The 13,545-nt window shown below is 66.7% G+C and carries 11 protein-coding genes and 2 pseudogenes; 6 read left to right on the plus strand and 7 right to left on the minus strand.

Annotated elements, in window-relative coordinates:
* Positions 1-281 precede the first annotated feature (281 nt).
* From WDC87_RS20770 to pip, 5 genes are all read right to left on the minus strand, one after another.
* Positions 282-1,019: an MgtC/SapB family protein gene (locus WDC87_RS20770; RefSeq protein ID WP_049448085.1), complete on the minus strand. Its 738-nt coding sequence runs from the start codon at positions 1,017-1,019 to the stop codon at positions 282-284.
* A gap of 31 nt (positions 1,020-1,050) precedes the next feature.
* Positions 1,051-3,810, minus strand: coding sequence for a magnesium-translocating P-type ATPase (mgtA, locus tag WDC87_RS20775; RefSeq protein WP_252745019.1), 2,760 nt, complete (start codon positions 3,808-3,810; stop codon positions 1,051-1,053).
* 63 nt (positions 3,811-3,873) lie between these two features.
* Entirely contained in the window at positions 3,874-4,173 is a 300-nt protein-coding gene (locus WDC87_RS20780) for a hypothetical protein (RefSeq protein WP_072167132.1), read from the minus strand.
* Positions 4,174-4,466: 293 nt separating this feature from the next.
* Positions 4,467-4,766 (minus strand): hypothetical protein, encoded by a 300-nt coding sequence (locus tag WDC87_RS20785; protein WP_111007768.1) that lies wholly within the window; start codon positions 4,764-4,766, stop codon positions 4,467-4,469.
* 308 nt (positions 4,767-5,074) lie between these two features.
* Positions 5,075-6,022, minus strand: a complete 948-nt coding sequence (pip, locus tag WDC87_RS20790) for a prolyl aminopeptidase (RefSeq protein ID WP_151355400.1) — start codon at positions 6,020-6,022, stop codon at positions 5,075-5,077.
* Positions 6,023-6,136: 114 nt separating this feature from the next.
* Here pip and WDC87_RS20795 point away from each other — a divergent pair, with 114 nt between their 5' ends.
* Positions 6,137-6,802, plus strand: a complete 666-nt coding sequence (locus WDC87_RS20795; RefSeq protein WP_072167129.1) for a TraX family protein — start codon at positions 6,137-6,139, stop codon at positions 6,800-6,802.
* 458 nt (positions 6,803-7,260) lie between these two features.
* Positions 7,261-7,630, plus strand: a pseudogene (locus tag WDC87_RS20800) (hypothetical protein).
* 185 nt (positions 7,631-7,815) lie between these two features.
* Here WDC87_RS20800 and WDC87_RS20805 read toward each other — a convergent pair.
* On the minus strand, positions 7,816-10,011 hold the full coding sequence (locus tag WDC87_RS20805) for a TonB-dependent siderophore receptor (protein ID WP_252745018.1): 2,196 nt from the start codon (positions 10,009-10,011) through the stop codon (positions 7,816-7,818).
* A gap of 238 nt (positions 10,012-10,249) precedes the next feature.
* On the opposite strand from WDC87_RS20805, the gene WDC87_RS20810 reads away from it, so the two are divergent.
* From WDC87_RS20810 to WDC87_RS20825, 4 genes are all read left to right on the plus strand, one after another.
* Complete coding sequence (locus tag WDC87_RS20810) at positions 10,250-10,843, plus strand: TetR/AcrR family transcriptional regulator (RefSeq protein ID WP_088497563.1); 594 nt, start codon at positions 10,250-10,252, stop codon at positions 10,841-10,843.
* A gap of 118 nt (positions 10,844-10,961) precedes the next feature.
* Positions 10,962-11,588: a signal peptidase I gene (lepB, locus tag WDC87_RS20815; protein ID WP_088497564.1), complete on the plus strand. Its 627-nt coding sequence runs from the start codon at positions 10,962-10,964 to the stop codon at positions 11,586-11,588.
* A 95-nt stretch (positions 11,589-11,683) separates the two neighbouring features.
* The gene (locus tag WDC87_RS20820; protein ID WP_252745017.1) at positions 11,684-12,772 is read left to right on the plus strand and encodes a crosslink repair DNA glycosylase YcaQ family protein; all 1,089 of its coding nucleotides are present in this window, start codon (positions 11,684-11,686) and stop codon (positions 12,770-12,772) included.
* Positions 12,773-12,785: 13 nt separating this feature from the next.
* On the plus strand, positions 12,786-12,908 hold the full coding sequence (locus tag WDC87_RS20825; protein WP_260808591.1) for a hypothetical protein: 123 nt from the start codon (positions 12,786-12,788) through the stop codon (positions 12,906-12,908).
* A 119-nt stretch (positions 12,909-13,027) separates the two neighbouring features.
* Here WDC87_RS20825 and WDC87_RS20830 read toward each other — a convergent pair.
* A pseudogene (locus tag WDC87_RS20830) lies at positions 13,028-13,420 on the minus strand (mechanosensitive ion channel family protein); the annotation flags it as partial.
* Between the last annotated feature and the right edge of the window lie 125 nt (positions 13,421-13,545).

Raw genomic sequence — 13,545 nt, forward strand, 5'->3', positions numbered from 1 at the left:
CGCCACCAACCCTGGGGGGGGGTCCCGTACAGATAGTCTTAAGGCTCGACGGTCGGGGTGAGGTTTCAAAATTACACCACCCGCCGAGGGGGGGGGGGGGTGGTGGGGGCCCCCCGGGGCCGGGGGGGCCGGGGGCGGGCGCCCCGGGGCGGGCTCGCGCCGGGGGGCTGGGACGGCGGGGGGGCGCCCGCCGCCCCCCCCCCCACTACCGCAGTGGTGGGCATGCCGAGGCGATGCACGGGGCGTCCGGAGATCATCAGGTCGTCGGCCAGCGGCCGGCACTACTCCTCCAGGCTGGCGTTCCAGAACCCCTGCAGGACGCCGGGCGTGGTCGCCAGCGTGGCCAATACCGCATCGAGTTCGCCCGCATCGACGGTGGTGGCATACAGCACCGCTTCGATCTCCACGTCGCGCTCGCCAAACGGGCGCTGGTCGACTGCGCGCACCGGGTACTGTGCCTGTTCAAGCAGCAGCAACAGCTGGTCCAGTACCTCGGCCTGCTGCTCGCGCTGGCAGACCACGTTGATCGCATAGGTCGCTTCGCTGAACGCTTCCGGCAGCGGCTGCCGCTGGATGCGGTTCACCACCGGCCGCAGCAGGGTGTTGGCGGCCAGCACGAACACCGCCGCCAGCACCGCTTCCGGCAGCAGCTTGATACCCGCGCATGCACCCACCGCCGCCGAGCCCCACAGGGTGGCGGCGGTGTTCAGGCCGGACACCTGCGCACCATCCTTCATGATCGCGCCGGCGCCCAGGAAGCCGACGCCGGAGATCACATAGGCCACCACATGCAGCGGCGACGGCGGGCCGCCGTACAGGTCATGGAAGCGCACCGCCAGATCGACGAACACCGCCGCTCCCACCGCCACCAGGGTGTTGGTGCGCAGGCCCGCGGTGCGTTGGCGCAGCTGCCGTTCCAGGCCGATGGCCGTGCCAAGCACGAACGCCACCGACAGGCTGATCAGCGAACTCAGGGTTGCGCCGGCGTTGAACGCCGGCAGGTTCGGATTGATGTCCATTGTGATTCTCCCTGGACAAGGCGGCGGGCGCTTACTGCCAGCCGTAGCGACGGATGTAGAAGCGCTTCAGCGCGGTGGTCAGCACCGCATAGCCGAACAGGATCGCCACCAGGAACGGCCAGTAGCCGGCCGGCAGGGCCTGCAGCTTGAAGTAGCCGGCCAGCGGGCTCATCGGCAGGGCCACGCCAATGGCCATGATCAGGCCGGTCATCAGCAGCAGGGGCGGCGCGGCGATGCTCTGCAGGAACGGCACCTTCGGCGTGCGGATCATGTGCACGATCAGGGTCTGGGTCAGCAGGCCGACAACGAACCAACCGGACTGGAACAGGCTCTGGTCGGCGGCGGTGCGTGCATCGAACACGTACCACATCAGCGCGAAGCAGGTCAGGTCGAAGATCGAGCTGATCGGCCCGAAGAACAGCATGAAGCGGCCGATGTCCGCCGGGTTCCACTTCAGCGGCCTGCGCACCAGCTCCTCGTCCACGTTGTCGAACGGGATGGCGATCTGCGAGATGTCGTACAGCAGGTTCTGCACCAGCAGCTGCAGCGGCAGCATCGGCAGGAACGGCAGGAAGGCCGAGGCCACCAGCACCGAGAAGACATTGCCGAAGTTGGAGCTGGCGGTCATGCGGATGTACTTCAGCATGTTGTTGAACGTGCGCCGGCCCTGGATGACGCCTTCCTCCAGAACCATCAGGTTCTTTTCCAGCAGGATGATGTCGGCGGCCTCCTTGGCGATGTCCACCGCACTGTCCACGCTGATGCCGATATCGGCTGCGCGCAGCGCCGGTGCATCGTTGATGCCGTCGCCGAGGAAGCCGACCACCTTGCCCTGTGCACGCAGCTCGCGCACCAGGCGCTCCTTGTGCAGCGGCGTCAGCCGGGCGAACACGCGATGGTGGTGCAGCGCCCGCGACAACGCGCCGTCATCCATGCGCTCGATCTGCGGCCCGGTCAGGATGGTGTCGGCATCCAGTCCCACCTGTGCGCACACACGCGCGGTCACCAGTTCGTTGTCGCCAGTGAAGACCTTGACCTCGACGCCGTGTGCGGCCAGCGCCTGCAGCGCCTGCGCGGCCGATTCCTTCGGCGGGTCCAGGAACGCCACGTAGCCGACCAGGGTCAACCCGCACTCGTCGGCCTGCGAGTAGGTGGTCTGGCTGGCTGCGGTCTCCTTCATCGCCACCGCCACCACGCGCAGGCCCTGTTCGTTCAGTTCCTCGGTGGTCTGCCGCACCCGCGCCAGGCGGCGCTCGTCCAGCGGCATGTCCTGGCCGTTCTCGCGCACGGTGCTGCACACCGCCAGCATCTCTTCCACGGCTCCCTTGCAGATCAGCTCATGGTGGTCCTCGCGCTCGGAGACCACCACCGACATGCGGCGGCGCTCGAAGTCGAACGGGATCTCATCCACCTTGTGGTAGTCCTGCGACAGCCGCAACGAACTCTGCAGCTCCACGTGTTCCAGCACTGCGCGGTCCAGCAGGTTGATCAGCCCGGTCTGGAAGTGACTGTTGAGGTAAGCGAACTTCAGTACGTCTTCCGAATCGTGGCCGAACACATCGGTGTGGCGCTCCAGCGCGATCCTGTCCTGGGTGAGGGTGCCGGTCTTGTCGGTGCACAGCACTTCCATCGCGCCGAAGTTCTGGATGGCATCCAGGCGCTTGACGATTACCTTGCGCCGCGACAGCAGCACCGCGCCCTTGGCCAGGGTGGAAGTGACGATCATCGGCAGCATTTCCGGCGTCAGGCCCACCGCCACCGACAGCGCGAACAGGAACGCCTCGGTCCAGTCGCCCTTGGTCCAGCCGTTGATCAGCAGCACGAATGGCACCATCACCAGCGCGAAGCGGATCAGCAGCCAGCTGACACTGTTGACGCCGGCCTGGAATGCGGTGGGCGCACGGTCGCTGGCGGTGCTGCGCTGGGCCAGCGTGCCGAAGTAGGTGCGGTTACCGGTGGCCAGCACGATGGCGGTGGCCGTACCGGACACCACGTTGGTACCCATGAACAGCAGGTTGTGCTGTTCCAGCAGGCCGGCCAGGCCATCGCCCGGGTGCGCGAACTTCTCCACCGGCAGCGATTCGCCGGTCATCGCCGCCTGCGCCACGAACAGGTCCTTGGCATTCAGCACGCGGCAATCGGCCGGAATCATGTCGCCTGCCGACAGCACGATGTGGTCGCCGGGCACCAGTTCACGGATCGGCAGGTCCAGCAGGCGTGCAGGGCGACGGCTGTGCAGGCGCGCGCCGAAGTACTGGTCTGCCACATCCGCAGCCTCGGTGCCGGGATTGCGGCGCAGCACGCGCGCAGTGTTGCCGACCAGTGCCTTCAGCCGCTCGGCCGCTCGGTTCGAACGACCCTCCTGCACGAAGCGGATCAGCGTGGACAGCAGCACCATCGCACCGATGACGATCGTCGCCTTGATGTCCTCGGTCAGCCAGGATACCGCCGCCAGCACGGTCAGCAGCAGGTTGAACGGATTGCGGTAGCACTGCCACAGGTGGCGGCACCACGGCAGCGGCTTCTCGTGATCCACCTCGTTGGGGCCGAGCGTGGCCAGTCGCTCCTCGGCCTCGTGCGGGCTGAGGCCATCGGCATGTGATTCCAGCGTGGTCAGCAGCTCGGCTTCGTCCTGCTGGGCGAGGGTGACCAGGCCGGTGGTGAGCGCGAACGGCGCGGCCTCGGCGCTGCCAGGGCCGAAGCCGGCTTCGGGCATCGCACGGCGGCGGAACAGGTTGCCTGCGCGGCGGCTGCGCAGGAAGGCGTTGAACCAGGCGTTGAGCAGGCTCATGGGACGCTCCTCGAATGTCAGAGCCGGCCGCAGCCGGAACACGAACGGAATGGGTGAGGCAGGTCAGGCGTGGCGCATGGCCAGCACCGCTGGCGACCACGGCTGCATGCGCAGGCGCTGGCTGCCACCGATGCACAGTGGCTTCATCGCGTCGCGCAGGGGATAGGGCAGGTGGCGCAGCACATTGATGCGCTCGCTGATCGGGAGCAGCGACAGCGCGTCGGCCACAACGCGTGGCGAACCGAGCGACAGCGAACGGGCAAACATGATCGGGCCGTACTGCAGCAGCTGGCTGCGCAGGGCGGCAACATCGCGCTCGCCGATCAGGCGACGCAGGGTGATGTAGAGGATCTTGTAGGACATGGGGGCGATCTCCAGGCAGGCGGCGCCTGGCGGTCCCCCGTCACTCAGGCAGGCAGGGACCGGCGGCCAGGCGCCAGGAACAGGCAGCAATCAGGCATACGGGTCGCGGTGCGCCCGGAAGGGTCGGGGTCCATCTGCGTCTCCATGAGGGGAGGGGGCCGGCCAGGGTTGCCCTGCCCAGTGGTGCTATTGTCCGCGCCTGAACGGGACAGTCCTAGAGGTCCGTGGGTTAGCCCGGCTATACCTTGGTATAGCCGGGCATGCACAGCGCCAATCGGGGGTTCGGTGATGGATCAATGCGAAGCGCTGGTCTGCTTGCACACGTCGTACTCGCCGCGGCTCAGCGTCTTGTTGCGGTCGGTATCGCAGGCATGCAGGCGCTCGGCCCAGTCCGGTGCCACCGCATCGACTTCCGCCAGGGTGACGATGCCGTCCTTGTCCTTGTCCAACGATTCATACGGCGGTATCAGCTTCACTTCGGTGACGTCCTCGTCGGCGGTGGCCCTGCTCGCCTCCTGGGTCCTGGAACAGGCGCCCAGCAGCAAGGCCGCAGAAAGCGAGAGTACAATCGGAAGGTAGCGACAAGCGATCATGGCGTGCTCCTGAAGAAAAGGCGGACGACCGGTGCGGTGGTCACGGCCGGATCTTCTGCGGGAGGCTGTAAGCGGGCTGCGAAGAATGGGGCCCGTCGACCATTGCCGGTGGGCCGCCATTCACCGGGCCGCGCAGAGGCGATTGCGCGCGGAGGCCTTGGGGGCGGTGGCTCGACGGAGACGCCTCGGTAGAGTTAACTGCTAGTGCAGCGCGGGGCCTTCAGCTTCCTGCCAAGAGCAGTCGACTAACAGTCCACTCTACCCTCGAACGGCAGGAAGCCGGCCAGCGGCCGGCACTCCCGTCTGCTTCAGAAGCGGTCTGCAAAGGCGTCGGTGGCTCGCACCAGCGCATCCACCGTGGCCGGCTCGTTGGCGCTGTGGCCGGAGGTCACCATCTCCAGCCGCGCCTCCGGCCAGGCCTTGGCCAGGTCCCACGCGCTGCGCGGTGGGCAGATGATGTCGTAGCGGCCCTGCACGATCACGCAGGGCAGATGGCGGATGCGATCGATGTTGCGCAGCAGCTGGTCGGGTTCCAGGAAGATGCCGTTGCGGAAGTAGTGCGCCTCGATGCGGGCCTTGGCCAACGTATCCAGCGGATCATCGGTGGATTGAGCGTCGACGTCGTGCTGCAGGGTTGCCGCGTTGTCTTCCCAGCCCAGCCAGGCCTGCGCGGCTTCGATGCGCGTCGCCTCATCCGGGCCGTTCATGCGCGCCCAGTAGGCGGCGATCATATCGCCACGCTCGGCTTCCGGGATGTAAGCCTCATAACGGTCCCAGCGCTCCGGAAAGATCCAGCGCGCACCGCCATCGGCCTCGGCGAACCAGCGATTCTCCATTTCGCGTCCGAGGAATACGCCGCGCACGATCAGGCCGGTGGCGCGCTCGGGATGCGCCTGGGCATAGGCCAGAGACAGGGTCGATCCCCAGGAGCCGCCATAGACCAGCCAACGCTCGATGCCCAGGTGCTCGCGCACCTTCTCGATGTCGGCCACCAGGTCCTGCGTGGTGTTGTCGCGCAGCTCGCCGAACGGTGTGGAGCGGCCGCTGCCACGCTGGTCGATCAACACGATGCGGTAGCGTGCCGGATCGAAGAAGCGGCGATGGGTGGGCGAGATACCGGCGCCCGGGCCGCCGTGCAGGTACACCACCGGAATGCCGTCCGGTGTGCCGCACTCTTCGACATGCAGCGTGTGCAGATCGCTCACCGGTAGGGTGAACTCGCGGTAGGGTTCGATGGCGGGGTACAGGGTGCGCATGGCGGGTGTCTCACAAGCAGGGGCGGCCAGCATAGCGCCGCCACCTGCGGGCTGCAGCGACGGGCTCCTGCGCGGCGCTGGAAATGGGCTGGCCGATGCGCATAAGCTTCCGCGATGCAAGCGACCACGACCGGGACGTCAACCTTCAACTTCACCCTTGGCAGCGGTGCGCGCGAGCTGTTGAAGTGGATCGCACTGCTGGCCATGACCGGTGATCACGTGGCCAAGGTGGCCTTCGGCGGCTACGTGCCGGTGGTCAGCGAACTGGGGCGTATTGCCTTCCCGCTGTTCGCGCTGGTGATGGCCTGCAACCTGGCCCAGCCCGGGGCCGACCTGCGCAAATCGATACGCCGGCTCGTGCTTTGGGGGTTGATCGCCCAGCCAGTGCACGCATTCGCGTTTGGTTCCTGGCTGCCGCTCAACATCCTGCTTACTTTCACTCTGGCGGCCGTGGCCGTTCATGCGCTGGCGAACCATCGGCCCGTTCTGCTGTTGCTGGCTGCCGGCGTGCTGCCGATGTTCGTGGATTACCAGTGGGCGGGTGTCGGCTGCGTGCTGCTGGGATGGATCGCGTTCCGGCATCGCGCGTGGTGGCTGTTGCTGGTCGGGCTCGCAGCGGTGTGCTGGGCGAACCACAACGGCTGGGCGCTGCTGGCCGTTCCGGTGGTGCTGCTGGCCGCGCGGGTGAATTGGCCACTGCCGCGCTGGCGGTGGGTGTTCTACGGGTACTACGTGGGACATCTGGCGGTGCTGGCGTTGATTGCCTATCTGCTTGCGTAATGTCGCAACTGGCGCGTCGCCTGTCTTGAATGCCGGATGCGGTCAAGGAATGCGCGGTGCCGATGCGGGTGAAGCATGCCGCCATCGGCATGGTGCAAGTTGTTGAATCTTCGGCTCGATTGTCGATATGCGACAATGCTGCCACTGCGTGAACGTTGCTGTCTTTGCACGTGGGTTGTTGGCGCCTGCCACCCCGCCGTGCACATGATGGATTGCCGCCGGAAAAGGGTGGCCGGGTGTGGAAACCCGTTTAGCTATGCGTTGTTTACGCTTGCCAGCCGGCGTCGCCTTGCGCGGCGCCGGCTGGCATTCCGTTCGCGTTCCATGGCGGGCGGTACGTGGGGTGCGCGCAAGCGAACCCACCGGGTAATGACGCTTAGCTACCGGTTTCCACACACGTACCGTCCGCCGCCTTTGTTAAGGGCGGTGGTCCCGCATGCCTTGCACGGAAACCTGCCATGGACCGTTCGGACATTCCCCCTCTGCGCACCCAGTACGCCCCGGCCAACGCCGATGAGGGCGAAGAAGTGCGCGCGAAGCCCGACCCCAACAACCTCATCGCGCTGCTGCACCAGATCGGTCTGGGCGTGGCCGCCGACGGCCAGCCCTGGCCCGAGCGCCACCAGCTGCCAGTCCGCTGCCTGGCCCTGGCCGACAGCGACGGCGCGTTGGCGGGGCTGCGCATCGTCAACGATCCTGCTGTCCGCCGAGCGCGCCCGCCAGAATGGCGGCCCGGAACACTACGTGGGCGACCGCGTGATGGAAGGGCTGATGTTGGCCGCGCTGGCGCTGACCAATCACGCCATCTTCCGCCTGCATCCCGAGTAGAGCCACGCCATGCGTGGATGCTGTTGGCGTGGAGCCGAGCGTGGGCTCGGCTCTACAGGATATTTGCATCCTGCCTGGATGCCGTTGGCGGATGGCCCCGCGTTCTGTAGCGCCGAGCCTACGCTCGGCTCACCGGACGGAACCGGGCCGAGCATGGATCGGCTCTACAGGGGTTCCACGCCGGCTCAGAAATCCATCGTCGCCGAGAACAACACCGTTCTCGGCGCTCCCAGCGCCAGACTGGAAAGCAACGGCATGCCCCAATACGCCTTGTTGGTCACGTTGTTCACTGTGGCGCGCAACGCCAGCGGCCTGCCGGCCAGTGTGGCGCTGTAGCGCGCCCCCAGATCGAACAACGTGCGCCCCGGCACTGACAGATGGTTGTCGGCACTGATGTACTGCTTCGACATGGCCGTGGCATTGCCGGTCAGGGTCAGGCCTTCCAGCGCGGGCACATCCCATTCCACACCGAGTTTGGCCTGCCGCTGCGCAATTGCTGTGGCCATGCGTCCTTCATTCACACCACCGGCGGTGCGGGTCAGTTTCGGCTGCACATAGGCCACGCCGCCCAGCAGGCGCACGCCGTCCAGCGGCGCACCGAAGAAGCCCCATTCCACACCGCGGTTCCGCTGTTCGCCGCCGAACGAGAAGATATTCGTGACCGGGTCGGTGTAGCTGCTGGGCCGCTTGATTTCATACAGGCTGAAGGTGTGCGCGAAGCGGCCCAGGTCCAGCTTCAGGCCCAGCTCCTTCTGCTTGGTGCGGAACGGCGCGAATACATCGCCGGCATTGGCGGCGGTCATCGGCGCGGTGGCGCCCTGGCTGAGGCCCTCGATGTAGTTGGTGTAGAGGGAGATCGTGTCGGTGGCTTTCACCAGCAGCGCCGCTGCTGGCGTGGTGGCGCTCTCGTCGTAGCGTGAGGTGCGTGCACCCGTGGCGACGTTGAAGGTCTCGCTGACCACCTGCTGGCGGCGCACGCCCAGGGTCAACTGCACGCGTTCATCGGCGAAGGACAGGGTATCAGCGAAGCCGAGGCTGTCCAGCCGCAGTTCGGTATGCGAGATGTGCGGCGCTACGAACGGCGCGGCCGGGCCCCACACCGGGTTGTAGAGGTTGGTGGTCCAGTCCCAGCCCGGCACGCTGCGGCGGCCGTAGTCGTTCTGGGTGTGCTGGTAGTGGGTCACGTTGGCAGCCCACTGGTGGCCGACCCTGCCGGTCCGGAACGAACCGCGCAGGCCGGCATCGCCGGACTGCTTCCTGATATCGAAGGCGAGCTGGCCGATCACCGTGGTGAAGTCGCCGGCCGGGTTGAGGATCTGCGCGCTGATCGAACCGTTGTAGCGGTAGTCGGTCCTGCTGGTGCCGTAGGCCAGGTAGGCCATCAGGGTATCGTTGATGTCCAGTTCGCCGCGCAGCATCGCGCCCTTGTCCTGGCTGTCCACGTAGGCCCAGTCCGGGTTGATCAGCGTATCGCCACGCGGCGGCCGCGGAATGGCGACGCCGGGTGCCAGGCCGACGCCACGTGCGGGGCCGTCAACACGGTCATCGGCGCTGTACAGATCGGCCGACAGCCGCGCACGTTCGCCGCGCCAGTCCAGTGCCAGCGAACCGAGCTGGACCTTCTTGCGCTGCTTGCCCACGGCGCCATCGCCATCACGGTACGCGCCGTTGAAGCGGATGCCGAACTGCCTGTCGGCGCCGAGCCGACGGCCTATGTCCACATGGGTGCCGAACTGCGCGTCGGAGGCGAAGTTGGCGCTGACCCGCAACAGCGGCTGCTGGCCGGCGCGCTTGGGCACGAGGTTGACGCTGCCACCGACCGAACCACCCGGCGGCATGCCATTGAGCAGCGCGGAGGGGCCCTTCAGTACCTCGATGCGTTCGAACATTTCCGGCGAGGTGCGGTAGTAGGGCGCCATGCCACTCAGCCCGTTGAAGGTGGTGTCGCTGGTGCTGGAGGCGAAGCCGCGGATTGCGTAGTTCTCGCTCCAGGAACCGGTGACGCCGTTGCTGAACACCGTGGGGTCGGTGGCGGCGATGACGTCGGTCAGGTCCTTGGCCTGGCGGTCGCGGATGAAGGACTCGGTGTAGCTGACCGTACTGAACGGCGTATCCATGAAGTCCTTGTCGCCGAGCAGGCCGATACGGCCGCCGGCGGCCACCTGGCCGCCGGCATAGTCGCCGGTCACGCGGCGCTGTTCCTGTACCTGCACCGAGGGCAGGGTGGACGGCGCGGTTTCGGCCAGCGCGGCACACGATGCCATCAGGCCAAGCGCGAGCGCCGATGCGCGGTAGCGCCGGGCCAGGCCGTGTGGAAGTGGCTGGCTGCAGGACACGGCGGCAGCTTGGTTCTGTGAAGAGGAGAAGGGGGATACGGTCATACCAGGGTCCTGTGAATCGCGAGGGCGAGCGCGCCTGGCGCGCGGCCATCGGCAAGCACGGGGGAGGGCGCAGCGCGGGGTTGTCGGCTGGGTGGGGACCTGGCGGGAAGTGAGCCACGGGCTCGATCCGGACGGCGCCATAATTGCGAACCAGACGCATTCCGAATTAGTTGAGTAAATTAAACTAAAGAGACCAAAGCGGACAAGAGGGTCCCTTTGCTGGCACCCTCGGCAGGGTATGAACACGCAACGCGAAACCACGGTGCCGCCGCGCGGCCGTCCACCGACCATCACCCCCGAGCGCCTGGCCGACATCGGCATCCGCCTGGGTCTGCCCAACCTGACCATGGCCAATGTGGCCGCCGAGCTCGCGGTCACCCAAGCGGCGCTGTACAAGCGCGTTGCGAACCTGGAGGCGTTGAAGCGGCTGGTGGCCGAAGCCGTGTTCCAGCGCTGGCAGATTCCGCGCGCGTCGGCCGATGCGGCGGGCGGCCTGCAGGGCTATCTGATGGTGTTCGTGGAATCGTTGTGCGAGGTGGTGAAGGCGCATCCCGGGTTGCCGCCATACCTGCTGCGGCGCACGGTGGCGACCGCGCCGATGCTGGAAAAGATTGCCTCGCACCAGGCGCACGTGGCCGAAGTGTTCGGCCTGCCGATGGACAAGGCGCGCTGGCTGCTGGCCACGATCGCGTTCTACTGCATCGCCGGCGCCGACACCATCTACGCGATTGCGGATGACGAAGAGGGCCAGGTGATCACCGAGTTCAAGCAGGGCATGCAGGCGCTCGTGATCGGGTCGTTGCAGTTGTTGGATGCGGACGGCGATCTGTAGCGTTGGTCGTGCCTGTTGGCCCTACGGGCGGGCACATCTGGGACCTGTCCTATGTGTGGCCAGGTGTGCCCGGTCTAGCCTAGGGCTCCGAGTCCTTCCATCACCTTCCGGAGCCCTTATGGATGCCACCCTCCGCGCGTCGTGGTCCCAGCGAATGCTGGCGTGGCTGAAGAAGGAGGCCGCGCCGCTGCTGATGCTGCTGGGCCTGTTCTTCGTTGCACGCGACACCCTGGCCAACCATTACGTCGTGCCGAGTGGTTCAATGCAGCCCGCCTTGCAGCCGGGTGACCGCGTCGTTGTCGATATGCGCGCGTACGGCCTGCGCCTGCCTTTCAGCGGGCTGAAGCTGATGGGCGCCACCGTGCCGCAACGCGGCGAGGTGGTGGTGTTCGCTTCGCCGGCCGATGGCGTGCGCATGATCAAGCGCGTGGTGGCCGTGGCCGGCGACCGCGTGCGTCTGCAGGATGGGCGCCTGAGCGTCAATGGACGCCCCCTCCAGATGACCTATGCGAGCGGCGTGGAACGGTTTGGCAAGCGGCACGCCTGGCTCGACCTGACGCATGGCGGAGGCCCGGACATTGCCGATGTGCAGGTACCCTCCGGCAAGGTACTGGTGCTGGGTGATCACCGTGGCAACAGCCTGGACGGCCGCTTCTTCGGATGGGTCGATGCGGACCGGATTTATGGCCGCGCGATGGCGGTGTACTACCGCCGGGGTGAGGGCGTGGTCTGGCAGCGCCTGTAGTTGGATCCGGTGAAGGGTCCGGGTGCGATGAGCGCTAGCCCTCGGGGGAATTGCCGTGATCCCATCCACGCATGGCGTGGATCTACAATGCAGCCATGCCTGCCACGCCTACCCTTGAAGATCTGCGCCGCTACGCGGTGGCGCGCACCCTGTTCAAGCCGACCACGCTGTTGACCGCGATCCGGCGGCTGGGCTTCGTGCAGGCCGACCCGATCCGGGCACCGGCACGCGCGCAGGATCTGACCCTGCGGCACCGGGTGAAGGACTACCGCGCGGGTGATCTTGAACGTCGTTATGCGCGCTTGCCGGTGGAAGAGGACTGCCTGGTGAACTACGGCTTCCTGCCGCGCGAGCATCTGGCGCTGATGCACCCGCGCGTGTCCAAGCGCGAGTGGGACGCCGAGACCCATCGCCGCGCGGCCGACGTGCTGGCGTTCGTGCGCGAGCGCGGCAGCGTGCACCCCCGCGAGGTCGACCAGGCGTTTGCGCATGGGCGGGTGACCAACTACTGGGGCGGCACCAGCAATGCCAGCACCCACCTGCTCGATGGCATGCACTACCGCGGAATGCTGCGCGTGGCGCGGCGTGACAACGGCACCCGTATCTACGCCGTGGCCGAGCATGCCGAGGCGGATGCCAGCGAGCAGTCGCAGGTCGAACGCGCGACCGCCCTGATTGATCTGGTGGTGCGCAAGTACGCGCCGCTGCCATCGGCCAGCCTGACCTACCTGGTGCGCCTGCTGGGCTATGGTGCACCGCATCTGGCCGAGCAGACCCGCAAGGCATTGGCGCTGGCCAAGCAGCAGCTGGCCAGCTGCTCGCTGGAGGGCACCACCTGGTACTGGCCGGCAGACGAGAATCCACGCTCGCGCAGGCACGCGCCAGACGATCAGGTGCGCCTGCTGGCGCCGTTCGACCCGGTGGTGTGGGACCGCCGCCGTTTCGAGTTGCTGTGGGATTGGGTCTATAAGTTCGAGGCCTACACACCTGCGCCAAAGCGCCAGTATGGGTACTACGCACTGCCGGTGCTGTGGCATGACCAGGTGGTGGGCTGGGCCAACCTGAGCGTGTGCGGCGGTGAGTTGGTGCCGAACGTGGGTTATGCCGGAAAGTCGCTGGCCCGCGACAAGGCATTTCGTGGCGCGCTGGACGACGAGTTGCAGCGCATGGCGGAGTTCCTGTAGCGCCAAGCGGCGCATGGGTACCTATCTGGTGCTGGCCGCGTTGGTGTGTTCGTCTGTGATCGGGCTGGGCTTTGGCTACTTTCCGGCGCGCAGCGCCGCGCAGCTGGACCCGATCCAGGCATTGGCGGCGGAGTAGGGTTGCACCCGCTGTGGCACCCGTAGAGCCGAGCCAATGCTCGGCTGCTCTCCGTTCAGGTCGCGCTGCACCGAGCGCTGCGCGCAGCAAGCCGAGCATGGGCTCGGCTCTACAGCTACTCAGCGCACCTTGCCTTTGATTGGCACGCTTCCCGGCAGCTGGGAATAGCCGCTGTCACCCCAGTGGCGGGTGATGCGCTGGAAGAACAAGGAGTTCGGCACGCGCAGCAGGCAACCGCGCGCGCCTTCGCCACGATCACTCAGCGTGGTGTAGATCAGGTTGATGTCCACCACCTGACCGCACAAGCCCGGCTTGTCCACGCTTTCCAGCACCTCGATGGTGTCATTGATGCGGAACGGGCGCGTGGCGACGATCAGGAATGAACAGAACAGGTTGGACAACACGCTCCATGCAGCAAAGAACGCCACCGCACCGACCGCCATGAACCCGGTCAGCGCGGTCCACAGCACCGAGCGCGACACGCCCAGTTGCTCCAGTATCAGCAGCGCAGCTGGACCGGCCAGAGTTCTGTAGACACTCAGTTGCCGCTCTGCGCGTAGCGCCTTTCAAACTCTACCGGTGACACGCCGCCAGCGGAACCATGCCGGCGGATCGGGTTGTAGAACATCTCGATGTA

It is taken from the genome of Stenotrophomonas maltophilia group sp. Smal12, from assembly GCF_037079935.1.
GTDB lineage: Bacteria > Pseudomonadota > Gammaproteobacteria > Xanthomonadales > Xanthomonadaceae > Stenotrophomonas > Stenotrophomonas sepilia.